Source organism: Enterococcus sp. DIV0240d (assembly GCF_051711245.1).
Lineage (GTDB): Bacteria > Bacillota > Bacilli > Lactobacillales > Enterococcaceae > Enterococcus_D > Enterococcus_D casseliflavus.
The window spans coordinates 2,449,726-2,472,042 of the sequence record NZ_JBIOMG010000001.1 but is presented as its reverse complement, the minus strand read 5'-3'; the positions used below and the strand labels follow the sequence as shown (position 1 = coordinate 2,472,042).

Here is a 22,317-nt window from a genome sequence, read left to right as displayed (position 1 = left end):
GAACGATGGAACAAGCATATTTAGATCTAGGAAGAAAAATATTAGCAGAAGGCAATGATAAAAGTGATCGTACAGGAACGGGAACACGCAGTGTCTTTGGTCATCAAATGCGTTTTGATCTGTCCCAAGGCTTTCCTTTGCTGACAACAAAAAGAGTTCCTTTTGGCTTGATCAAGAGCGAATTATTGTGGTTTCTAAAGGGAGATACCAATATCCGCTACCTGCTGGAACATAATAACCACATTTGGGATGAATGGGCGTTTGAACGCTACATTAAAAGTGATGCTTACACAGGTCCTGATATGACAGACTTTGGTCGCCGTTCATTAGTGGATGAAGCTTTCAATGAACAGTATCAACATGAGTTGAAACTATTTTGTGAAAAAATCTTAGCCGATGATGCTTTCGCTGAAACTTTCGGCGATTTGGGCCATGTATATGGGTATCAATGGCGGCATTGGGAAAAAAGTACCGGCGGGTTTATCGATCAAATCAAAGAAGTGATCGACATGATCAAAACGACGCCGGATTCTCGCCGTCTGATCGTCTCCGCATGGAATCCTGAAGATGTACCGACGATGGCGTTGCCACCTTGTCACACAATGTTTCAATTTTATGTTCATAAGGGTCGCTTAAGCTGTCAGCTGTATCAACGCAGTGCCGATGTCTTTTTAGGCGTTCCCTTCAATATTGCTAGTTATGCGCTATTAACGCACCTGATTGCTCATGAAACTGGACTAGAAGTCGGAGATTTTGTCCATACATTAGGCGATGCTCATCTGTACAGCAATCATATGGAACAGATGAAGGAACAGTTGTCTCGTTCGGTACGTCCTGCGCCAACCTTACAGCTAAATCCTGAAAAACAGTCGATCTTTGATTTTGAAATGGAAGATATTACCTTGGCAGGGTATGATCCGCATCCAACGATCAAAGCACCGATCGCAGTTTAAGTGGTTGTTTGGGTTTCATTTCATAAAGAAAGGCATGAGGCGTAATGGTAAATACCCACAAGCGAGGCTTTGCGGCGACCTTTCATCAGAGACATGCTGGATCGATTACTGCAGCGCTCATTGAGCAAGTCATCGATTTCTTGCATCAGCACTATGATGCAGTTTGGCTATCCGTATCCGAAGAAACAGTGCCAGAGCTAAAGGAAGCCATTCGATCAAATCAGCAGTGTACTGCCATTTTTATACCAGCAAAAGGAGCAGCGGATGCCCGCAGAAGGCTTGTTTTTGCTGCCCAGCACCACCTGCCAGCTTTGGATTCGCTGCATATTTGTGATTTTGATCGCGTGGTGACGTGGATTAAGACCTATCCAGAAGAACTAGTGGCTATAAGCAAAAAGCCTTTACCTGCGAATACGTATTGTATCCTAGGACGAACTGCAAGGGCATTTGCGAGTCATCCGCAAACGTGGCAAAGAACGGAGCGCTTGATCAACGAGATCGCTGCTGACTTCTTTCAAATAGAAGAAGTTGATATCGCAGCTGGCAGTGCTCTCTTTCCAATCTCCCTGATACCGACCTTGCTGAAAAACAACAACGCGCATTTAAATGATGGGGAATGGCCGCGAAATGTCCAAAGAAGCGGCGGCACAATTGTTTACCAAGCCTGTGATGGCTTGCGCTTTGAGGAGCGCAACAAAGATCCATTTGAGCATGAATCAGCTTTTCAGCTGATGCAGCGGCTGCAGGTTGCTGCTATTATTTCGGAATCATTTTATACAGAAGGGATGTAATTTTTATGTTGATCGCACTTTGGGCACAAGATCAAAAGGGGTTGATCGGAGCGGATGGTACACTGCCGTGGCATTTGCCGAATGATTTGAAATTTTTTAAAGAGCAAACCATCAATAATACGATTATAATGGGGCGCAAAACCTTTGAAGGCATGGGAAAAAAATTACTGCCACAGCGTACGACGATCGTTTTGACGAGTGATCGGGATTATCAAGCCAATGGCGCCTTAGTGATGCATGACCGTGAGGAAATTTTGGCGTATGTGAAGCAGCAAGAGCATCCCGTTTTTTTAACTGGTGGAGCAGGTGTTTTTGAAGCGATGATTGACGATTGCGATCAATTGTACCGTACAGTGATCGCTGCGGAATTTAACGGAGATGTGTATTTCCCAGAGATTGATTGGACGCAATGGAAACTTGATCATGTGATCGATGGGATCGTCGATGAAAAGAACCATTATCCCCATCAATTTGAATTTTATCGTAGAAAATAAAAGAACAGGAAGCTTTCTGCAGCGAAAGTTTCCTGTTCTTTTTTTTGTAAGCAGTGCTTCATTTTTAGGTATACAACAAGACGGAAAAGTACATCAATCCAGCACCTAACATAACGAATAAGTGCCAAACCACATGCATGAACCGAACGGATTTTAAACTATAGAATAGCGCACCTACAGTATAAGAAACACCACCGCTTGCTAGTAAAAATGTTCCCCAGTAGCCTAAATGTTCGATCAGAGGTTTAAAGGCAATAACACATAACCAGCCCATGATGATGTAGATCAGGGTGGAGATTTTTGAGACGGTCTCTTTTTTATGAAGAGTCAGTGACTTATAAACGATGCCGCTAATTGCTAGTAGCCAAATCAAGACAAAGAGTGACCAGCCAAGCCAGCCTTGGATACTAAGCAAGCAAAAAGGTGTATAACTTCCAGCAATCAGCAAGAAAATGGAGGCATGATCAAAGACTTGGAAGACCTTTTTTGCTTTGGTAAAAATCAAACTGTGAAATAAGGTAGAAAAGAGGAAGAGCAAAATCATCATCGATCCATAAATGGCATAGGAAACGATGTGGATAGGTGACCCTAGATTTGCCCCCTTGATTAAGAGAATGACCAGTCCTGCGATACTCAGTCCTAATCCGATCCCGTGGGTTACTGCATTTAATACTTCATTGACGATCAAATATCTGCGACTAAACTTCATGTGCTGCATTCGGCACCGTCCTTTCGAATCGAAATTAGATGAAAAAAAATTTTCTCTCTGTTATACTTAGTATAAATGGTCTGTGGTTATTTTACCACGAAAAAAGACTTGATTTAAAGAGAGAGTGAATATATGATGGCAAATCTTAAAATTGTGACAGATTCTTCCAGTACGATGGAACCAAGTGTCCGTGATGCTTTGGCTATCCATGTCGTGCCTTTATCTGTAATGATCGATGGTGTCGTTTATCCAGATGATGAAACGCTGCCAGGAGAAAAATTTATGCAAATGATGGCGCAAGCCAAAGAATTACCTAAAACTAGTCAGCCGCCGATCGGTCATTTTGTAGAACTGTATGACGAATTAGGCAAAGATGGCAGTGAAATACTATCGATCCATATGACCAAAGGTCTTAGTGGAACTGTGGAAGCGGCTCGTCAAGCCAGTCATTTATCAAAAGCCAAAGTCACCGTGATCGATAGCGACACGACAGACCAAGCGTTGGCTTTTCAAGTGATTCGGGCAGCAGAATTGGCTAAAGCCGGTAAGACACTAGAAGAAGTTTTACCAGAAGTGGATCTGGTGCGTGAGCATACGAAATTATTTATCGGCGTTTCAACGTTAGAAAACTTAGTAAAAGGTGGTCGCATCAGTCGCGCCAAAGGTCTTTTATCGAGCTTACTGAACATGAAAGTGATCATGGATTTTGATCATTCAGAACTGATTCCAGTCGTCAAAGGACGCGGCGTCAAGACGTTCAATAAATGGTTTGAGGAATTAAAAGCAGAATTGAAGAATATGCCAAAAGTGACGAAAATTGGTATTTCTCATGCAGAAGGGTTAGAAATCACGGAACGTTTCCAAAAAGAACTAGCAGAATTGTTTCCTGACTTGGAGATCCCATTGCTTCACACAACACCGATCATCGCCACTCATACAGGTAGAGGTGCGTTTGCGATCACTTACAGTACGGAATAAAAAAGGTGCTTCCTTTCAGCGATTCGTTTGACGACGAATCGCTTTTTGGTGTATGAAAAGCTGAAAGGAAGAAAAAGCAGAATGAAGCTGCGATTCTTTGTCTATTCAGAGAGTAGGGAGCTGTTTTCTTTCTTAAGTTTGAAGGATTGCGACTAGGAATTTTATGAGAATTTTGTTAAAATAGCAAAGATTACAAAGGAGTTTGAATACCTGTGAAATGGAAGAAATTAGTAACTTATTTGATCGTTGTGGGACTGATAGCCGTTGGAACGGGTGTACTGTTTCATTTAGCTGTTCCCAAAGCGCAACCACTGCTGACCCCTGTGGATAAGCTAGCAGCCAATGATTCGAAAAAATCCGCCATTGAATACCTCGCACTTGGGGATTCATTGACAGAGGGTGTTGGGGATGAAACAGCTCGGGGCGGCTTTGTGCCTATTTTGGCAGGAGATCTAGAGGACCGCTATGATCTGAGCAATTTAGTAACCAAAAATTATGGGGTCGCTGGTGAACGAAGCGACCAGATTTTAAAACGAGTCAAAAATGATGAAGACTTGCGCCAAGACCTTAGTCAAGCGGACCTGATTACTTTGACCGTCGGCGGAAATGACGTCTTAAAAGTGATCCAAAGCAATTTCTTCGGTCTGAGTATCGAGACGTTTACGGAACCGATGGCAGAATATAATGAACGCTTAAAAGATTTATTCGCTCAAATCCGTGAACTAAATAGCGATGCCCCAATCTATGTTTTGGGTATTTACAATCCATTTTATCTGAACTTTCCAGAGATCACCGACATGCAGACGATCATTGATAACTGGAATAAACAGACGGAAACGTTCGTCAATCAGCAAGAAAATGCCTTTTTTATTCCTATCAACGATTTGCTCTATAAAGGGTTAAGTGATGAGGTCGGTATTGCGGATACAGAAGAAGACGCAACTGAGGAAACAACACAAACAACCGACACTGGAAGTTTACCTGAGTCATCGGCGCCAAATGCTGATGAGACACAAAGCAGCACGTCGGCGACTACCGACTCATCGCAAGCTGTCGGGAATAATATCACCAACAATGTTTTGTATGAAGGCGACCGCTTCCATCCCAATAATCTTGGGTATCAACTGATGGCGAATGCCGTTCGCGATGAAGTGATCAAAACACAAAACTATTGGTTGCTAGAGGAGGAAGCAAAATGAAACCAAGCGAATCAACGAAGCAGCCGGAAAAAACAGCTGCAAGCACTAAAAAATCGATCAACTACTGGAAAATTGCTTTTCTAGTTCTGGTCGGCATCCTTTTGGGGACAACGGTTTTCTTTGCTTCAAGAATTTTTCAGCAGCGAGAAACTGGCTTAAATGAAAGTGCTGAACTTGTTCAACGGGAGGGCAGTCCTGTTCTGACCGTTAACAGCAACAAAAGCCAAGTCAATCAATTGATTGATTTTTATCTATCTGATTTTCAAAAGGATCAAGAGGTAAAATATAATTTTGAGCTGAGAAACGAAGCACTCTTAACAGGCGAGTTTCAAGTATTAGGGTTTCCTATCACGTTTTATCTCTATTTTGATCCTTATGTGACAGAAGAAGGCAATGTCCAATTAAAAGCCAAAAGTTTATCGATTGGCACCTTGGATTTGCCCACCAGTGAAGTAATGAAAATGATCAAACGTAGTTTTAAATTTCCCGAATGGATCGATGTCAATGCCGATGAACAAATTATACTGATACGATTGGATCAATTCCGCATGCAAAACGGATTGTTCATCAAGGCAAACAAAATCAATCTTGTAGATGATGAAATTCAAATGAGCTTATATTTACCAGCTGAAACGGAGGATGAATAATGGAACGAGCAATTTTTGCAGGTGGGTGTTTCTGGTGTATGATCCAGCCCTTTGATGAACTCGAAGGGGTGCATTCGATTTTTTCTGGCTATACCGCAGGACATACCGAAAATCCAACATATGAAGAAGTCAAAAGCCATCAAACAGGGCATACTGAAGCAGTAGAAATCATTTTTGACCCAGAAAAAATCAGTTTTGAAGAGCTCTTGACGATTTATTGGCAGCAAACAGATCCAACGGATGCTTTTGGCCAATTTGAAGATCGCGGCGACAATTATCGTCCGGTTATCTTCTATTTTAACGAAGAGCAGCGAAAAAAAGCCGAAGCCAGCAAAGCAGCACTTCAGGCTTCCGGTCGCTTTACCGATCCGATCGTGACTACGATCGAACCAGCGCAACCCTTTTATTTAGCGGAAGAAGAACATCAAGAGTACTACAAAAAGAATCCTGAAAATTTTGCTCGCAATCATGCCCGTCGAGCAGCCTTTTTAGAAGATCATTGGGAGCAAGAACATGCGTAAAAGTTTTTATAGCTATTTAATGGCAGTCAAAGGTCCGAGTCATACAGATGAGGCTCAGAACTTTGCCACTCATGCGAGTCATGATATTCAGTTTCCAAAGCACAGTGATGATTATGATGAAGTCTCTTCTTATCTGGAACTAAACGTTGATTATTTGCCATCCATGGATATTTTTGATCGTATCTGGGCAGAGTATCTCGAAAATAACAAATAAAAACGTCCTTCGTTTTGCCTGCACAAATGCTCAGAACGAAGTTGTTTTTTCTCAGAGAGGTGTTGTGAATGAAAAATGTAACGACAAGCCGATATATCGTTTCTCTTGTCTGTGTCGCGATTTTGTCGGGAGGCGGTGTCTATTTATGGCAAACAGCCCAGCAAAATCAGCAGACGACACAGCCGGCGACAGAAACGACGACAGAAGCCAGCGGGATGGAGAAAATCCAGTCGTTGTATGACCAGATCCTTGCGAATTATTACCAAGAAGTCGATGAGGATGCATTGATTGAGGGTGCTCTTCAAGGGATGACCGATGCGCTTGACGATCCTTACACGACGTATCTAAACCAATCAGATGCGGATAACTTGGATCAGTCCCTCTCAGGAAGTTTTGAAGGGATCGGTGCTACTTTGTCGATCGTGGAAGACTATCCCGAGGTCGCACAAGCGCCAATCAAAAACACCCCTGCAGAAAAAAGTGGTCTGCGCATGAATGATCGAATCGTCAAAGTCGATGGGGAAGATACGCAAGGACAGGAATTGTCTGAAGTCGTGAGTAAGATTCGAGGGGAAAAAGGCACGCAGGTGACCTTAACGATTCAGCGTGGAGCAGATACCTTTGATGTGGAAATCACTCGGGACGTGATCCCAATCGAAACGGTCCATGGTGAACTGGTTGAAAATGATGATACGATCGGTCGAATTGATATTACCTCCTTTGCCGAAAACACAGCAGCTGAGTTGAAAGAAACGATCACCGAGTTGCGGGAAGACGGTGCGAAATCGTTTGTTCTTGATCTAAGACAAAATCCTGGTGGATTGCTGGATCAAGTCCAGATCATGGCAAGTATGTTTTTAGAAAATGGTCAAACGATCGTGAAGTTTGCCAACAATCAAGGGGTTGTCAGTGTAACCAAAGCGAGCGAAGCATTGGATGAAGGATTCAAAGTCACAGAGCCAGTCGTTGTTTTAGTCGACGGCGGCAGTGCCTCCGCAGCTGAGATTTTTGCTGCAGCCTTGCAAGAATCAGCGAATATCCCAGTCGTTGGTACGGAAACCTTTGGTAAGGGGACCGTTCAAAATGTGAAAGATCTGGGGGATAATAGTGAATTAAAAATGACGGTCATGAAATGGCTGACACCAAATGAAAATTGGGTCAACGATCAAGGTGTGATGCCGGACTATGAAGAGGATTATCCAGAATATGCGTATTTCCCGCCATTACCTCGTGATAATGCCTTAAAAGCTGGACAATCGTCAACGGCTGTCAACAATCTGAATCAATTTCTTAAAGCGTTAGGGTATGCCACGAGCAGCGATACCTTCAATGACGAGACGACTGCAGCTGTGAAAGCCTTCCAAGAAGCTCATGACCTAAAGGCAACTGGTGAAGTCGATGCCGATACTGCCCAATCAATTGAAAAAGAAGTAGCAGAAAAACTCAAAGCAGAGGACCCAGCGTACTTAAAAGCACTGTCCTTGCTTTCAGAAAAATAAGTAAGGAAAAAATCGGAGAGGAGGTAGATTTGTGAATGCCAAGAAACAGTGGATCGATCGTTTTTGGCTAGTTGTGAAATATGCCTTGATCGCCTTTGCAACAGCCTTCTTGATTCGGGCATTTTTACTGATTCCGGTTCCTGTTGAAGGGAACTCCATGGAAGGAACGTTGCAACAAGGAGATATGGTAGTCATCGAAAAGATTTCACCGATCCAGCGTTTTGATGTCGTTGTTTTCCAGCTGCCAGATGGTTCGACCTATATCAAGCGGGTGATTGGCTTGCCGGGTGAGTCGGTGAAATATGTCAATGATCAGCTTTACATTGATGATGAACCGGTAGATGAAGATTTTCTAGTGAAAAACCGCAGCAACGATCATGAGTCTGCCTCTTATACCAATGATTTTGATTTGGAATCTTTATTGGGCGTTGAGAAATTAGGCAAAGACAGTTATTTTGTCATTGGTGATAATCGACGTGCCTCTAAAGATAGCCGCTCCTTTGGTCCTATATCAGGCGATTCGATTTTAGGCAATGCCCGCTTTGTTTATTATCCATTGACTCATATTCGGCTGATTTAGACTGAGAAAAATAGAATGTTCTTAATAAACATCCCCCCTTGGAATCATCTGTTGATTCCAAGGGGGGATTTTGTATAGCAATGATCCTTTTTCAAAAGGATGTGGTTTGTATCGAGAAAAGGGTGGACTTAGGCGCTATTGGCAGTTATTCTTTTTATTTTTTCATTAAAAGCAGCCAAAAGTTTCTGACACAAATTCGTTTCAAAATCACGGTAACGGCAAAAATCAATGATCGCAGTGTTTTCCTCGGTTGTAAAAGGAGGTAAAAGCTGTGGGGAACTCAGAATATAAAAGTCAAAAGGTTCCTCTGTTGGCAGCGTGATCCGTTCAATTTCAACATAGGGCAATCGTTCACATATATTAAACACTTCCATTGAGACCAAGTAATTGGATACATAGACAAAAGCAACTTTAAGCTTATATTTCTGTTCCTTTTCGATGTAAATGGGGTAAAGCAAACACGCTTGATAAAAAGCAAGATCCGTATAACAGGCTTTTAACCACTCGTAGCCTTTGCGGTTTGCTATTTTACGCCAAAAGCTCTGAATCGTATTTGTCAAAATCGTATGTAATGGGTACTTATCTTTGATTATAGTAGCTTCAAAAAAATTTAAAAGAGGAACTTTTTGCTTGAATATGCAGAACTTCAGCAATGTAAGATATGTATTCATATAAAGAAACGATTGATGGTCGAAATCAAAATCACAGAGAAATTTTTGGCAGTGTGCTTCAAATTCAGCCATCAGTTCCTTTAACTCCGATTTTTCATGCTTGTAACAGTCTTGAATGATAGGAAGGCGCACGTCTGCCGCTGAAGTTAGCATCGGCCAGTAATAAAAAAGGAAAAACAAAGCATTGATCTCAAGAATATCTATAGCTGAATCAATGATTTCAAAAAACGCTGAAAAGAAATCAAGATTTTCACCACTGGGAATAAAGGACTGGTTCGTTAACTGATAAAGATTTGTCGCGTGGCCATTCTTGATACGAAATAGACAGATTTTGCAATGAAGCAAGGCTTCTTTTTTGCCAATCTCATACTTGCTTTTGTACTTCGTTCCTTCGTAAGTCACAAAAAGTTCTTCGATCTCTTGATCAAATGCCTTCGCCAAACTATCTCCTAAAGAAATGTGCCAGATAAAATTAAACAATAAGATGCGAATCACCATCTCCGAACCTGTAAGTGCCATAGCGGACTGATTTAACGTCACGTTGAATTCTTTCAAATGGTCTTGCAGCTTCTTTGTTTGCCGAAAGCAAGTCGAACGACTGATATAGTTTCTTTGGCAAAATGCCAGTAAACTTTCATCTTGATTGGTCAAGATGCTTAACAATAATTTGTAAGAAATACTTTCTTGCGCTAAAAATTGCTGATATTGGTTGTATTCAATCAAATTTTTAGGAAGATTCAGGGTGTTTTTATGTAATGAAAGATTCACTGGGGAGAGGTTTTGCAAGTCGATTTGGATCGAGGAAAGTAAACTTTTCAATCGTGTTGCACTTAAGTGGGTCAGATTTTTCACGAACTCTAGGTTGTATTCACCCGGAGCAATTGATAATAGTTTTCCGTAGAGTCCGATTTTGTCTAACGCTCGGGTATCTAAGAGTATTTTTTCAATCAAATGATCACCTTCTTATTTTATTAATAACTTATTTATATAACGGTGTAAAGACACGTCTCAAAACTTTTGCTTTTTTTTAGAAAAATTGAGACAAATTTTTCATAGAATTGTCTCATAAAGAACAAAAATAGAAATCGCAGGTGAAAAACGATAGTTTTTTTACATTATTAAATAACATATCGATAATGAATTAACTTTAAAATAACCAACTTTTTTTTCTTATGAATAACTACAGGTGTGCCAATTAGTTCTATTTTTCAGAAAATAAAAAAAAGAGGTGTCTTTTGCTTCTTTCTTGTATGATCAGCTTGTAATTTTTGATTCTTTGAAAGGAGGTCTTTTTATGTTTTTGACAAAGAGACACCACTGGTTCTCTTTCATTTTCTGTATGTTAGGGGGGATATTATTTTTCATTTATTCGAGTTTGCAAACAAATGGGACAGCAAGTGCACAAGAAGAAAACACGATCACTATTGCTGAAACGAAGCAAATCAAGCTGACTGGTCACCAAGAGGGCACTCAATTTTCTTTATGCTATCAACTACCGCAAAAAAACAAACAGCAGCGTCTCTGGGTACAACTATACGCGATCGATGAAACGAAGGAACAGTTGGTAACAAAAACAAGCAATGAAGAGATGACTCAAGTTAAGGATGATTCCGCACAGTCTTGGCTTACAACCCAAGATTTATTGCAAACACCAACGGAACAAGAACTAATCTTTCAGCTGCCTGAAGAAACGAAAAAGCTAAAATTGATGATTCAGATCGAAGAATATGACAAGGAACGTGAAGAATCGTACAACCTACTGTCTTTGAATGAATCAATTTTTGAAATCCCACTTGCCACAAATTCTGCTTCTTCAGAAACGGCAGAAGCCAATTCTGGCACTGGATCCTCTTCAGAAGCCGTGAGTGAGTCGACCTCGGAACAAGAGCCGAATGAAGGCTCAAAAGAAGTTTCGAACGAAGAAACGAAGGAAGAGACAAATGAGACAGGAACGGCGACAAGTGCTTCTGAAGAGGAAACGCTCACTGAACCATTTAAACAAGAACGTCTTTATCAAAAAACGAGCGTTTCACAGACTTTTGCTTCGATTGAACCAGATTATACGACAGACCAAAGCGGGACGTATCCTGCGGCGAACTGGAAAACCGATGAAAAGAGCAACGTCTTAAATCATCAGGGGAACAAGGATGCAGGCGAAACGTGGGACGGCATAACTACATGGAATGGCGATCCAGCAAATTTGACCCATTCATATATTGAATATGGTGGTGTAGGAGACGAAGCAGATTTCGCGCTACGAAAATTTGCCAAAGAGACGAATACCTCGGGACTATTTGATGTTTACCTAAATGTACGAGGGAATGTTCAACGTCAAATTGATCCCATCGATGTCGTGTTGGTAGTGGATTGGTCAGGCAGTATGAATGAGATGGGACGGATCGCAGAAGTGAAAAAAGGCGTGGATCGCTTTTTGAATCAAATTGAAGGAAGCGGCATTCAGGATAGTGTCTACATGGGCTATGTCGGTTATTCCAGTGATGGCAGCAATTATCAAAACAAAACCTGCCAATTAGGAAAATTTTCTGAAGTCAAAGAGACGATCCGATCGATGACGCCAGAAACAGCAGCTGGGGGAACCTTTACACAAAGGGGGCTACGTCAAGCAGGGGATATGCTATCGACGCAAAATGGACATAAGAAAGTCATCGTTTTGCTAACAGATGGTGTACCGACTTACAGTTATCATGTGTCTAAAGTGCATACCCAGGCAGACGGCAGTTATTATGGAACCGCCTTTTCTCTTACTCAAGACCAACCGATGAATACATCGTTTCTCTACAATGGCTATTTTGCGTTTGATCAACAGAACAATTATAAATGGATCAACAATACCTTTATCGCCACGATTGGTGAAGCGATGGCGTTAAAAGAACGTGGTATCGAGATTCATGGGTTGGGGATTCAACTGCAAGGAGATCAAACGGCTGGGTATACAAAGGCCGATGTCGAGAAAAAAATGAGACAGATGGTTTCTGCTGATGAAGACGGCCATCTTTATTATGAGTCAGCGAATGAAGCAGCGGATATTGCCGACTATCTCGAGAAAAAAGCCCTTCACATTTCGGCAACAGTCACCGATGGCGAGATTACTGACCCCATTTCGCAGCCATTTGTCTACGAAGAAAATAGCTTGTCCGTCAAAAGTGTCGGGTCGGCTGCTCTATCGGTGCAGACTGACATTTCGATGTCTGACAATACAATCCATGCTTCTGGTCTTTATTTAGGCGAAGGACAAGAACTGCAAATTCATTATCAAGTGCGGATTCAAACAGAAGCAGCGGATTTTAAACCAGATACTTGGTATCAAATGAATGGCGAAACGGTATTTTATCCGAATCATCAGTCCGATCAAAAGGCATTGTTTGGTGTGCCATCCGCCAAAGCACCTGGGAAGGAAGTGACGATCAAAAAACACTGGGAAGAATACGATGGCGATACCTCCAGTCGTCCCGAAACGATCTATTTTGAAATAAGCAGGAGTCCTGTCAGCAATGAGAATAGCTGGCAAACAGGGTATCTCAAACTTACTGAGACCGATGCCCAAGATCAGACAACTTGGGAACGAAGCAAGGTTTACGCGCTTTCTGAAAAGGATGGGACGGAGTACGAAGAAACCCGTTTACTGCCGCTGTATAACAATCAAGGAGAAACTTTTGATTATCAAGTCACAAATGAGCGAGCAGTGGCAGGTTATGAAGCGACAAAAGTGGACGCTTATACATGGAAAAACACAAAGGCGTTTGTGCCCTTGGCATTAAACCTGATCAAAAAATCCGCTGTAGGAGAGGTGAAGCTGACAGGTGCCGTTTTTGAATTAACGGGGGCAGGAGAGACAGTGACCCTTGTGGATCAAGGGGATGGAATGTATGGGCTGCCAGCAGATACTGTGTTGCAAAAAGATCAGACCTATCGTTTGGAGGAAGTCACTGCACCGGCGGGACATCATTTGTCTAAGCAGACAGAGTGGCTAATTCATATCGATGCGCAAGGGAATACGACGATCGATGGGCAACCCGTCACAGTGGACGATCATACGATTACGCTGGAGATCACCAATCCGTTTACAGAAATTCCAGTTGCTATTCGAAAATATACGGTACAAAAAGAGCAGCAAGTACTGTTAGCTGGGGCTGTCTTTTCTCTGCAACAAAAAACAGCAGCGGGGGATTATCAAGAAATTGTCTCAGAAACATCGAATGATGTGGGGACGGCTGAATTTACGATCCTTGAGCCGGGCGCTTATCGCATCTCAGAAACAGCTGGTCCGCTTGGATACGATACGATTGCTGGTGATTATGAGTTTGTCGTTGGTTCAGACGGAAAGATCCAGTATCAAGGGGAAAACGTCGCTGCAGATGCCAACTGTTGGACTCTTACCCATGGCAATCAGTTAAAACCTTTTGATTTGGTGGTCAATAAACAGGATGAACTGGGACAAGCGCTTGAGGGAGCCAAATTCCGCTTAAGCGGAAACGGTCAGACGATAGAATTACCAGAATCCCAAGAATCGCTAGCGGTATTTCATTTCCATAATCTAACACTAGGCAGCTATACCTTAGAAGAAATTGTTACGCCTACAGGCTATGCTGGTTTAACAGCACCTGTGAAAATTAGGATTGAAGAGGATGGCAGTGTCTTGATTGACGAAAAATTGCAGCCGAATCTTCTTGTTTCTGGAGAAAAGAACAATCAAATAGAATTGATCGTCACCAATCAAGTAAAAGTGTCTCTTCCTGAAACAGGAGGGAATTGGCATGGGTGGCTGGCGATTCTTTCAGCAGGTCTACTAGTCCTTTTAACAGCTAGCTATCTGTACGTTACGCGCAAAGATAAGCCTTCATTAAAGTAATTTTTCCATTAGCGAATGAAAAACGAAAAAAAATTTAGAAGAGAGGAAAGAACAATGAAAAAGATTTTTAATCATACGAAAATGGTTTGGCTCCTATTTTTACTTTTGCCATTTGTCTTTTTTGGAACAAAAAATCAGCAAGTATCCGCAGAGAGCAATTTGGCACAGGTGCATCTGCATAAAAAGAAAATGGTCAATCTGCCAGGTTCATTGATTCAAAATAGTGGGACTGAGATGGAAGAGTTTGATCAATACCAAGGATTAGCCGATGTCACTTTTTCTGTCTATGATGTGACCGCAGCATTTTATGAAAAACGATCTGCAGGGGCATCCGTTGAAGAAGCTAAGCGTCAAGTCCAAACCTTGACGCCTGGTTCCCCTGTAGCTAGCGGGAAAACAGATGCAGCCGGTGATTTGGTTTTTGAATTGCCGAAAAAACAAGCCGATCGAGATGCAGTTTACACCATTTTAGAAGACCCTAAAGACGGTGTTACCACTGCTGAGAACATGGTGATCGCCTTTCCTGTTTACGAAATGATTCAACAAGCAGACGGGTCGTATGCTTACGGGGAAGAAGAATTAGACACGATTCATCTTTATCCTAAAAATACTGTCACAAATGAAGGTACGCTCCTTGTGAATAAACGAGGAACGGGGGAAAATGAACCACTGAATGATGCGGAATTTGTTATCTCAAAGCAAGAAGGAAACGCACAGACCAAGAAATATATTTTAAGTGCAGCCGATGGACTTTATACGTGGACGACTGACAAACAAGCAGCGTACCGCTTTTTAACAGGTAAACAATATGCTGCTGGAGAAACGACCATCGATGTTGAAGAAAACCAAAAAGGACAGTTAAAAGTTGAGCAGTTAGAAGCAGGCACCTATCAATTAGAAGAAACGAAAGCCCCAAGTCAAGCCGCCTTGATCGAGCAAGAAACCATCAAGGATTTTTCGATCGCAGCAGGCAATGACGTCACGGTTGAGTTAACAGTCAAGAATGACACGACAAATGTTACCAAAACAACACCACAATTAGACGGCAAAGACGTGGGAATCGGCGAAAGAATTCAATATCACCTAACGGTCAATATCCCATTAGGTATCCAAGACAAAGTAGGAGCAGAAAACAAATACAAACATTTCCAATTGATCGATGCGCACGATCCAGCGTTGACTTTTGAAAATACAGCAGACGGAGAAACTGGCTATGCGTTGTATGATGGAGAAAAGAAAATCGATTCAACAAACTACCAAGTAACGGAAAAAGAGCATGGCTTTACGGTAACCATCAATCCAGAATTTGTGCCGCAATTAACGCCGGGAAATCAATTGCGCTTTGTGTATTATATGTATTTAAATGAACAGGCTATGCCTATCAATGGCTTTAAGAATGAAGCAAATGTAGAAACAGATTTCATGACGGATCAAACGCCGCCAAGCGTGGAAGTTTTGACAGGGGGCAAACGCTTCTTAAAAGTCGATGGGGCTGTGACCGCTACCGAAGCGCTGGCAGATGCAGTTTTTGTTGTACGGGATCAAGACCGTGATGATGCCAACTACCTGAAAATCGAAGAAGGAACCAAACAGGTATCTTGGGTGCAAACAGCGGATGAAGCGACGAAATTTACCACAGGTACAGATGGATTGGTTGATATCATCGGGTTGAAATTTGGCACGTACTATTTGGAAGAAGTAAAAGCACCGAAAAATTACGTGCTGCTAACAAATCGCATCGCTTTTGAAGTCCATGAAACGTCTTATGGAACGAAAGAGCAATTGGGAGAGCCCGAAAAAGTTCCTAACCGCCGCAAAGGAACCTTACCAGCAACTGGTGGTGTCGGCACGTATTTAATGGGCGCAATCGGAGTGGTGATCGTTGGTTTAGCAGGGGGTTATTTTGTAAAACGGAAAGGGTAAGTAAATGAGATGAAAAAGCACGATGAGTATCAGACGAAGAAATGGCGTAAAAGTACCAACTAGAAAAGTAACTTTATTGGATTTTTTGATGGGTGTTCTGCTGCTGCTAGGGGTTTTGATCATCAGTTATCCTTTTGTAAGTAATCAGCTCAACACGATTTTGGATCAACAGTTGATCAGTTACTACCAAAGCCAAGCCAAAAAAATGAGTGAAATAGAAAAACAACAAAAAAGGAACCAGTTGGAACGAGCAAATCAAGAGCTGGCACAGCAGCCCAGCAATCCTGGAATCAAAGAAACGCAAGATTTATCAGAAACAAGGGACTCAGAATCAGTTGATACACCTGATTACTATGAACGACATACGATCGGCGTTTTAAATATCCCCGTAATTGGTGTCGCTCTCCCGATTTTTGATCAAACCACCGATACGTTGTTAAAAAGAGGCGCAACATTATTGGAGGGCGCTTCGTATCCAATAGGTGGTGAAGATACCCATGCGGTTCTTTGTGGGCACCGTGGGTTAACGAGTGCAACGCTCTTTACTGATCTGCCTAAGCTGCAGATCGGTGATGAGTTTTATATCGAAACGTTTGATGATACATTGGCGTATCAAGTAGATCAGATAAAAACGGTCGACCCTGATGATACTCAGGCATTAAAAATTGTGAAAGGCAGCGATTACGTCACGCTGTTGACCTGTACCCCCTATATGGTCAATAGCCATCGTTTATTGGTACGGGGCAAAAGAATTCCTTATGTTGAAGAAAAAGAAACAGCCGCCGCCAAAAAAGCACAGCAGCAAAAAGTAGGATTGATGCTAGGCGTGATCACTGTTCTTATCCTCCTCTTGGTGATTAGTAACAGGATTCAGCGGAAAAAACGTCTTCATTCGAATGCTTCCATTGATGAAAAGTAAGGATCGTTCGTTTTTCTCAATAAGTAGAAGAAAATGACTTTTTAACCTAAGTCAGAATGAAACATGTCGTGTGAAATATGGTACAATAACTAAGATAAAAGATAGCAAAAAAGCAGTCAGACTATTGTGAGTGTGTTAGGAAAACCAAAATAAAGCGGTAAGGATGCTTCATTCAACCACTTCCCCAAAATTAAAAGTCAAGGAGCGTTGAAACAAACGCGCTCGAAGCTTTTCCTATGCATCAGGTTGGAAAAAGAACCTTGATCCGCAAACAGTTCAGCTAGTTTGCTGCACTGATGGGATTCTCTGACTCAAAAAAAGCAAGTAGCCTTCGTTCTTGTCACCTATAGACTACACGAATATAAAAACGACTGTCTTTTTTATCAATTCGAAGAAGTACCAAGGAGGAAAACGTTCAAATGACCATTCAATGGTTTCCAGGCCATATGGCGAAAGCCAGACGTGAAGTAAGTGAAAAATTAAAGTTCGTGGATATCGTTTTTGAACTCGTGGACGCACGCTTGCCGATTTCATCCCGCAATCCCATGTTAGATCAATTATTACAACAAAAACCACGATTGATCTTGATCAATAAAGCGGATCTCGCAGATCCCGTTCAAACCAAAAAATGGGAGCATTATTTCCAAGCACAAGGCTATCTAGCACTGGCAATCAACGCCCAAGACAATCAAGGGGTTAAAGCCATTGTTCCTACAGCAAAACAAGTCTTGAAGGAAAAAATTGCTCGCGACAAAGCGAGAGGCTTGAAGCCTCGTGCGATTCGAGCAATGGTGATCGGCATCCCGAATGTCGGAAAATCGACCTTGATGAACCGCTTAGTAGGGAAGAAAATCGCTCAGACGGGCAATAAACCCGGCGTGACGAAAGGGCAGCAATGGCTGCGTTTTGGGACTGATCTAGAGCTTCTAGATACGCCCGGGATCTTATGGCCAAAATTTGAAGATCCTGAGATCGGCAAGAAGCTGGCATTGACCGGAGCGATCAAAGACCAGCTGATCCATTTGGATGATATCGCATTGTATGGACTTGATTTTTTTGCCCGCTATTATCCTGAAAGAATCGCGAATCGTTACCAACTAAAAGCGGAAGAAGAGGCGTTGTTAGCGCCCAATCTGTTGATGAAAATCACGGAAAAACGTGGCTATAAAGACAATTACGATCGAGGAAGCGAACTCGTTGTTTTCGACATTCGGCAAGGGAAATTGGGCCGATATACACTAGATCGAGTGGAGGAAATGGAAAGCCAAGATGAAACAACCGATTAAGACAATCAAAGAGCGATTATTTGATCCAGCTTTCAATGACCAAGCGTATTTGCAGGCGCTGCAAGCAGATGAACGAGCGGGGGTCCAAAAGCTGCTGCAACAATACGAGAAACAGCGAGTGAAACACCAGCTATTGCAGGAAAAATACGAAGAAATGATGCGTTTTGAAAACGAAGCATTTCAGCAAGGCGCCCGTTTTATTGCTGGTTTAGATGAAGTGGGGCGCGGACCATTAGCAGGACCCGTTGTGTCAGCTGCGGTCATCTTGCCTAAGGAATGTCAGATCTTAGGTCTAAATGATTCCAAACAGCTTTCTGCCAAGAAAAGAGAAGAGCTGTTTATCGAAATTCAAAACAAAGCCGTTGCTGTCGGTATCGGCGTGGTCAGTCCAGAAGAGATCGATCGGATCAATATCTATCAAGCCAGTCGTCTAGCAATGAAAGAAGCCTTGATCGACTTAGCAGTCAAGCCCGAGTATTTACTGATCGATGCGATGACGATCGATACGGAAATCCCTCAACAAAGCTTGATCAAAGGAGATGCCCGTTCCATTTCCATTGCCGCAGCAAGTATCATCGCCAAGGTATATCGAGACAACTTAATGAAAGATTTTCATGAAGTCTATCCTTTTTATGGGTTTGATCAAAATGCTGGGTATGGAACCAAAGTCCATTTAGAAGGGCTAGCTGCCCACGGAATCTGTCCTATTCATCGAAAAACATTTGCGCCAGTAAAACAATATCTATAAATTTCATCCATCCCTCTTTTTTTAGCGAATCTTATAAGTAAGATTACTAAGAAAAGAGGGCTTTGTTTATGAAGTATCAACAAGCAACAGATTTTGAAAAACAGTTGATAAAACTGTACTACTGTCAGGGAATTGGTCTGCAAGGTTGTTGGAAGATCATTTGGCATTGGTTGGAAACAAAAGAGATGAATTGTTCGCTGGAAGAGATGATTGCCATCGGGGTCCTTCCACAGCACCGTGCGGTTTTTCGGCGATCATGGGAGCGATTGACAGACGAACACATCGCACAAAAGATGGGCGCACAAAACTACCTCACTTTCTTCTCGGCGGAGTATCCGATGCTTTTACGACAAATCGCGGACCCGCCATTGATGCTTTTTTATGAAGGGAATCTGCAATTGCTACAAACGACCATGATTGGCTTTGTTGGTGCAAGAACGGCGTCCTTATACGCACGAAAAGTTTGCGAAAAGCTGATTCCACCTCTAGTGACGGAAAATTATACCATCGTTAGCGGATTGGCCAATGGTGTCGACAGCTTTGCCCATGAATCAGCCATCAGAAATCGTGGACAAACCATTGCTGTGATTGCTTCTGGGATGGACCATTGTTATCCGTCATCTTCCTACCGTTTGTTCCAGCAGATCCGTCAAGAACATCTGGTGCTAAGCGAATATCCGCACGATACCAAACCGCAAAGATACCACTTTCCGCTGCGCAATCGCATTATTGCGGGGATCTCAAAAGGGGTCTGCGTAATTGAAGCCAAGGAAAGAAGCGGTTCTTTGATTACGGCACAGTTAGCGATGGAAAATGGACGAGAAGTTTTTGCAGTGCCTGGTGAAATGATTTCGGATCAGTCAAAAGGTTGTCACCGCTTGATTCAAGATGGTGCAAAATGTACGATTAGCGTGTCGGATATTTTACAAGAGTTAGCCTTTTTTTGATTTTTCCAATCAACCTTCCTTGACAAACCTTTTCTTGAAAGCTATGATAAGCTACGATTTGTATGTTTCATCTGCATACGATAGGTTCACTGATTGATAGAATATAATAGTAGGAAAAATTCAGGAAGGAGCCATTCTTTATATGGCATATAAATATTTAGTAATCGTGGAATCGCCCGCAAAGGCGAAAACCATTGAAAAATACCTTGGACGAAATTACAAAGTCGTCGCAAGTGTCGGTCATATTCGTGATCTCCCTAAAAGTAAGATGGGGATCGATGTCGAAAATGATTATGAGCCTCATTACATTTCGATCCGTGGAAAAGGTGACGTGATCAAAAGTCTCCGTTCTGCTGCGAAAAAAGCTGAAAAAGTCTACCTCGCAAGTGACCCGGATAGAGAAGGAGAAGCTATTGCTTGGCATTTAGCTTTTCTACTTGGACTAGATTTAAAAGATAAAAATCGGGTCGTCTTTAATGAAATCACTAAAGATGCGGTCAAAGCAGCCTTCAAAGAGCCAAGAACGATCGATGTGGATCTCGTCGATGCTCAACAAGCACGGCGGATCTTAGACCGTTTAGTCGGGTATTCATTGAGTCCGATCCTTTGGCGCAAAGTCAAAAAAGGGTTAAGTGCTGGACGTGTTCAATCGGTGGCGCTTAAGATCATTATTGATCGTGAAAAAGAGATCCGTGATTTTGTTCCTGAAGAATATTGGAGCATTGATGGAAACTTTAAGAAAGCCACGAAGAAATTCAAAGCCAATTTTTGGGGCTTAGATGGCAAAAAGAAAAAATTACCGAATGCTGAAAGTATTAAAGAAGTCACCGATCGCCTTTCTGGTAAAGACTTTCAAGTGACAAAGGTTGAAAAGAAAGAACGCAAACGGAATCCATCTGCACCATTTACCACCAGTAGTTTGCAACAAGAAGCAGCCCGCAAACTGAATTTTCGAACACGGAAAACCATGATGGTCGCACAGCAGCTCTATGAAGGGATCGCCCTTGGCAAACAAGGGACTGTCGGTTTGATTACCTATATGCGTACCGACTCGACGCGAATCGCTGACACAGCCAAAGGGGAAGCAGCCGAATTTATCGAAAACACCTATGGTTCAGAGTTCTCCGCTCACGGTGGCAAAAAACGCGCCAATGCACAAGGGGCGCAGGATGCCCATGAAGCAGTAAGACCGACCAGTGTTTTGCGTACGCCAGAAGCCATGGAGAAATTCTTAGACAAAGACCAATTAAAATTGTATCGCTTGATCTGGTCTCGCTTTGTGGCTAGTCAAATGACGCCTGCCATTTTGGATACGATGAAAGTTACTTTGGATCAAAATGGTGTCATCTTTATTGCTAATGGTTCAAAGATCAAATTCAAAGGATTTATGCAGGTCTATGTGGAAGGACGCGATGATGGCAAAGAAGACAAAGAGAACATCTTGCCAGAGTTAGTCGAAGGAGATGTCGTTCAATCCGTATCGATCGAACCGAAACAGCATTTCACCCAACCACCTGCTCGTTACAGCGAAGCAACGTTGATCAAAACCCTTGAGGAAAACGGTGTGGGTCGTCCTTCAACCTATGCACCGACATTAGAAACCATTCAGCGGCGTTATTATGTGAAATTGACGCAAAAACGTTTTGAGCCAACTGAACTTGGTGAGATCGTCAATTCGTTGATCGAGGAATTCTTCCCGCAAATTGTTGATATGCATTTTACTGCTGAAATGGAAAATAGCTTGGATAGCATTGAAGCTGGGAAAGAAGAATGGGTCAAAGTTGTCGATCAGTTTTATCGCCCATTTGAAAAAGAATTGACGACTGCAGAAGAAAGTATCGAAAAAATTCAAATCAAAGATGAACCTGCAGGCTTTGATTGCGATCTTTGTGGTCATCCGATGGTGATCAAATTAGGCCGCTACGGAAAGTTTTATGCTTGCAGTAATTTCCCAGATTGCCGCAACACAAAACCAATCGTGAAAGAAATCGGCGTTGAGTGCCCTGTCTGTCATCAAGGGCAAGTCGTTGAACGCAAATCGAAGAAAAACCGGTTGTTTTATGGTTGTACCCGCTACCCTGAATGTGACTTTACTTCTTGGGACAAACCAGTGGGGCGTAATTGTCCGAAGTGTGATAATTATTTAGTCGAAAAGAAAGTCAAAGGTGGGAAACAAGTCGTTTGTATCAAAGGCGACTATGAAGAAAATGTGCAAAAATAACTAGCAGGATATCCTGTTAAAAAAGAATCGGCGTATTCTCTTGAACGGTCAGCCTCATTATTGGCTGACAAAAGAAAGCGCCGGTCCTTTTGATTAATACAAGCTGTTTCTTATGAAAAGAGACGAGCTTTTGAAATAAAAGGAGAG

At 42.3% G+C, this 22,317-nt stretch carries 19 protein-coding genes; 17 read left to right on the top strand and 2 right to left on the bottom strand.

From position 1 onward, the window contains the following. Positions 1-5 precede the first annotated feature (5 nt). Genes IGJ25_RS11635 through IGJ25_RS11625 form a run of 3 tightly spaced genes read left to right on the top strand, consistent with a single transcriptional unit; the run spans position 6 to position 2,238 of the window. Positions 6-953, top strand: coding sequence for a thymidylate synthase (locus IGJ25_RS11635; protein WP_081116395.1), 948 nt, complete (start codon positions 6-8; stop codon positions 951-953). A 44-nt stretch (positions 954-997) separates the two neighbouring features. Beyond that, positions 998-1,744: a hypothetical protein gene (locus IGJ25_RS11630; RefSeq protein ID WP_225001059.1), complete on the top strand. Its 747-nt coding sequence runs from the start codon at positions 998-1,000 to the stop codon at positions 1,742-1,744. 5 nt (positions 1,745-1,749) lie between these two features. Further along, a complete protein-coding gene (locus IGJ25_RS11625; protein WP_081116397.1) occupies positions 1,750-2,238 on the top strand; it encodes a dihydrofolate reductase in 489 nt (162 codons plus the stop codon). A 64-nt stretch (positions 2,239-2,302) separates the two neighbouring features. On the opposite strand, the gene trhA is transcribed toward IGJ25_RS11625, so the two are convergent. Then, a complete protein-coding gene (gene trhA / locus IGJ25_RS11620) occupies positions 2,303-2,956 on the bottom strand; it encodes a PAQR family membrane homeostasis protein TrhA (protein WP_005229593.1) in 654 nt (217 codons plus the stop codon). Between the two features lie 126 nt (positions 2,957-3,082). Here trhA and IGJ25_RS11615 point away from each other — a divergent pair, with 126 nt between their 5' ends. From IGJ25_RS11615 to lepB, 7 genes are all read left to right on the top strand, one after another. Next, positions 3,083-3,925 (top strand): DegV family protein, encoded by an 843-nt coding sequence (locus IGJ25_RS11615; protein ID WP_026008095.1) that lies wholly within the window; start codon positions 3,083-3,085, stop codon positions 3,923-3,925. A gap of 212 nt (positions 3,926-4,137) precedes the next feature. Further along, on the top strand, positions 4,138-5,124 hold the full coding sequence (locus IGJ25_RS11610; RefSeq protein WP_010749380.1) for an SGNH/GDSL hydrolase family protein: 987 nt from the start codon (positions 4,138-4,140) through the stop codon (positions 5,122-5,124). Further along, positions 5,121-5,771, top strand: a complete 651-nt coding sequence (locus IGJ25_RS11605; protein ID WP_010749381.1) for a YpmS family protein — start codon at positions 5,121-5,123, stop codon at positions 5,769-5,771. The genes IGJ25_RS11610 and IGJ25_RS11605 overlap by 4 nt, the downstream gene beginning before the upstream one ends. Beyond that, a complete protein-coding gene (msrA, locus tag IGJ25_RS11600) occupies positions 5,771-6,292 on the top strand; it encodes a peptide-methionine (S)-S-oxide reductase MsrA (protein WP_005229599.1) in 522 nt (173 codons plus the stop codon). Before IGJ25_RS11605 ends, msrA begins: the two co-directional genes overlap by 1 nt. Next, complete coding sequence (locus tag IGJ25_RS11595; RefSeq protein WP_225001058.1) at positions 6,285-6,506, top strand: YozE family protein; 222 nt, start codon at positions 6,285-6,287, stop codon at positions 6,504-6,506. Before msrA ends, IGJ25_RS11595 begins: the two co-directional genes overlap by 8 nt. Positions 6,507-6,574: 68 nt before the next feature. Next, positions 6,575-8,005, top strand: coding sequence for a S41 family peptidase (locus tag IGJ25_RS11590; protein ID WP_438779322.1), 1,431 nt, complete (start codon positions 6,575-6,577; stop codon positions 8,003-8,005). A gap of 31 nt (positions 8,006-8,036) precedes the next feature. After that, complete coding sequence (gene lepB, locus IGJ25_RS11585; protein WP_225001056.1) at positions 8,037-8,585, top strand: signal peptidase I; 549 nt, start codon at positions 8,037-8,039, stop codon at positions 8,583-8,585. Between the two features lie 128 nt (positions 8,586-8,713). Here the strand turns inward: lepB and IGJ25_RS11580 are convergent, their stop codons facing one another. Beyond that, entirely contained in the window at positions 8,714-10,207 is a 1,494-nt protein-coding gene (locus IGJ25_RS11580; RefSeq protein ID WP_081116400.1) for a helix-turn-helix domain-containing protein, read from the bottom strand. Positions 10,208-10,550: 343 nt separating this feature from the next. On the opposite strand from IGJ25_RS11580, the gene IGJ25_RS11575 reads away from it, so the two are divergent. The 7 genes from IGJ25_RS11575 to topA all read left to right on the top strand — a co-directional run bounded on the left by IGJ25_RS11575 (position 10,551) and on the right by topA (position 22,170). Beyond that, on the top strand, positions 10,551-14,126 hold the full coding sequence (locus IGJ25_RS11575) for a SpaA isopeptide-forming pilin-related protein (RefSeq protein WP_438779321.1): 3,576 nt from the start codon (positions 10,551-10,553) through the stop codon (positions 14,124-14,126). Positions 14,127-14,180: 54 nt separating this feature from the next. Continuing rightward, positions 14,181-16,049 (top strand): SpaH/EbpB family LPXTG-anchored major pilin, encoded by a 1,869-nt coding sequence (locus IGJ25_RS11570; RefSeq protein WP_311947533.1) that lies wholly within the window; start codon positions 14,181-14,183, stop codon positions 16,047-16,049. Positions 16,050-16,071: 22 nt separating this feature from the next. After that, positions 16,072-16,968, top strand: a complete 897-nt coding sequence (locus tag IGJ25_RS11565; protein ID WP_225001053.1) for a class C sortase — start codon at positions 16,072-16,074, stop codon at positions 16,966-16,968. 419 nt (positions 16,969-17,387) lie between these two features. Continuing rightward, positions 17,388-18,254, top strand: coding sequence for a ribosome biogenesis GTPase YlqF (gene ylqF, locus IGJ25_RS11560; RefSeq protein ID WP_118215443.1), 867 nt, complete (start codon positions 17,388-17,390; stop codon positions 18,252-18,254). Continuing rightward, positions 18,238-19,002: a ribonuclease HII gene (locus tag IGJ25_RS11555; RefSeq protein WP_005229617.1), complete on the top strand. Its 765-nt coding sequence runs from the start codon at positions 18,238-18,240 to the stop codon at positions 19,000-19,002. The genes ylqF and IGJ25_RS11555 overlap by 17 nt, the downstream gene beginning before the upstream one ends. Positions 19,003-19,070: 68 nt before the next feature. Continuing rightward, positions 19,071-19,949 (top strand): DNA-processing protein DprA, encoded by an 879-nt coding sequence (gene dprA, locus IGJ25_RS11550; RefSeq protein ID WP_005229619.1) that lies wholly within the window; start codon positions 19,071-19,073, stop codon positions 19,947-19,949. Between the two features lie 142 nt (positions 19,950-20,091). Continuing rightward, positions 20,092-22,170 carry a type I DNA topoisomerase gene (gene topA / locus IGJ25_RS11545; protein ID WP_005229621.1) on the top strand — a complete coding sequence of 693 codons (2,079 nt, stop codon included), beginning with the start codon at positions 20,092-20,094 and terminating at the stop codon, positions 22,168-22,170. Positions 22,171-22,317 lie beyond the last annotated feature (147 nt).

Excerpts from the sequence above, each read along its gene's own strand:
- IGJ25_RS11635 (WP_081116395.1), top strand. The coding sequence starts at position 6 with ATGGAACAAGCATATTTAGATCTAGGAAGAAAAATATTAGCAGAAGGC.
- IGJ25_RS11630 (WP_225001059.1), top strand. The coding sequence starts at position 998 with ATGGTAAATACCCACAAGCGAGGCTTTGCGGCGACCTTTCATCAGAGA.
- IGJ25_RS11625 (WP_081116397.1), top strand. The coding sequence starts at position 1,750 with ATGTTGATCGCACTTTGGGCACAAGATCAAAAGGGGTTGATCGGAGCG.
- trhA (WP_005229593.1), bottom strand. The coding sequence starts at position 2,956 with ATGCAGCACATGAAGTTTAGTCGCAGATATTTGATCGTCAATGAAGTA.
- IGJ25_RS11615 (WP_026008095.1), top strand. The coding sequence starts at position 3,083 with ATGGCAAATCTTAAAATTGTGACAGATTCTTCCAGTACGATGGAACCA.
- IGJ25_RS11605 (WP_010749381.1), top strand. The coding sequence starts at position 5,121 with ATGAAACCAAGCGAATCAACGAAGCAGCCGGAAAAAACAGCTGCAAGC.
- msrA (WP_005229599.1), top strand. The coding sequence starts at position 5,771 with ATGGAACGAGCAATTTTTGCAGGTGGGTGTTTCTGGTGTATGATCCAG.
- IGJ25_RS11595 (WP_225001058.1), top strand. The coding sequence starts at position 6,285 with ATGCGTAAAAGTTTTTATAGCTATTTAATGGCAGTCAAAGGTCCGAGT.
- IGJ25_RS11590 (WP_438779322.1), top strand. The coding sequence starts at position 6,575 with ATGAAAAATGTAACGACAAGCCGATATATCGTTTCTCTTGTCTGTGTC.
- IGJ25_RS11575 (WP_438779321.1), top strand. The coding sequence starts at position 10,551 with ATGTTTTTGACAAAGAGACACCACTGGTTCTCTTTCATTTTCTGTATG.
- IGJ25_RS11570 (WP_311947533.1), top strand. The coding sequence starts at position 14,181 with ATGAAAAAGATTTTTAATCATACGAAAATGGTTTGGCTCCTATTTTTA.
- IGJ25_RS11565 (WP_225001053.1), top strand. The coding sequence starts at position 16,072 with ATGAGTATCAGACGAAGAAATGGCGTAAAAGTACCAACTAGAAAAGTA.
- ylqF (WP_118215443.1), top strand. The coding sequence starts at position 17,388 with ATGACCATTCAATGGTTTCCAGGCCATATGGCGAAAGCCAGACGTGAA.
- IGJ25_RS11555 (WP_005229617.1), top strand. The coding sequence starts at position 18,238 with ATGAAACAACCGATTAAGACAATCAAAGAGCGATTATTTGATCCAGCT.
- dprA (WP_005229619.1), top strand. The coding sequence starts at position 19,071 with ATGAAGTATCAACAAGCAACAGATTTTGAAAAACAGTTGATAAAACTG.
- topA (WP_005229621.1), top strand. The coding sequence starts at position 20,092 with ATGGCATATAAATATTTAGTAATCGTGGAATCGCCCGCAAAGGCGAAA.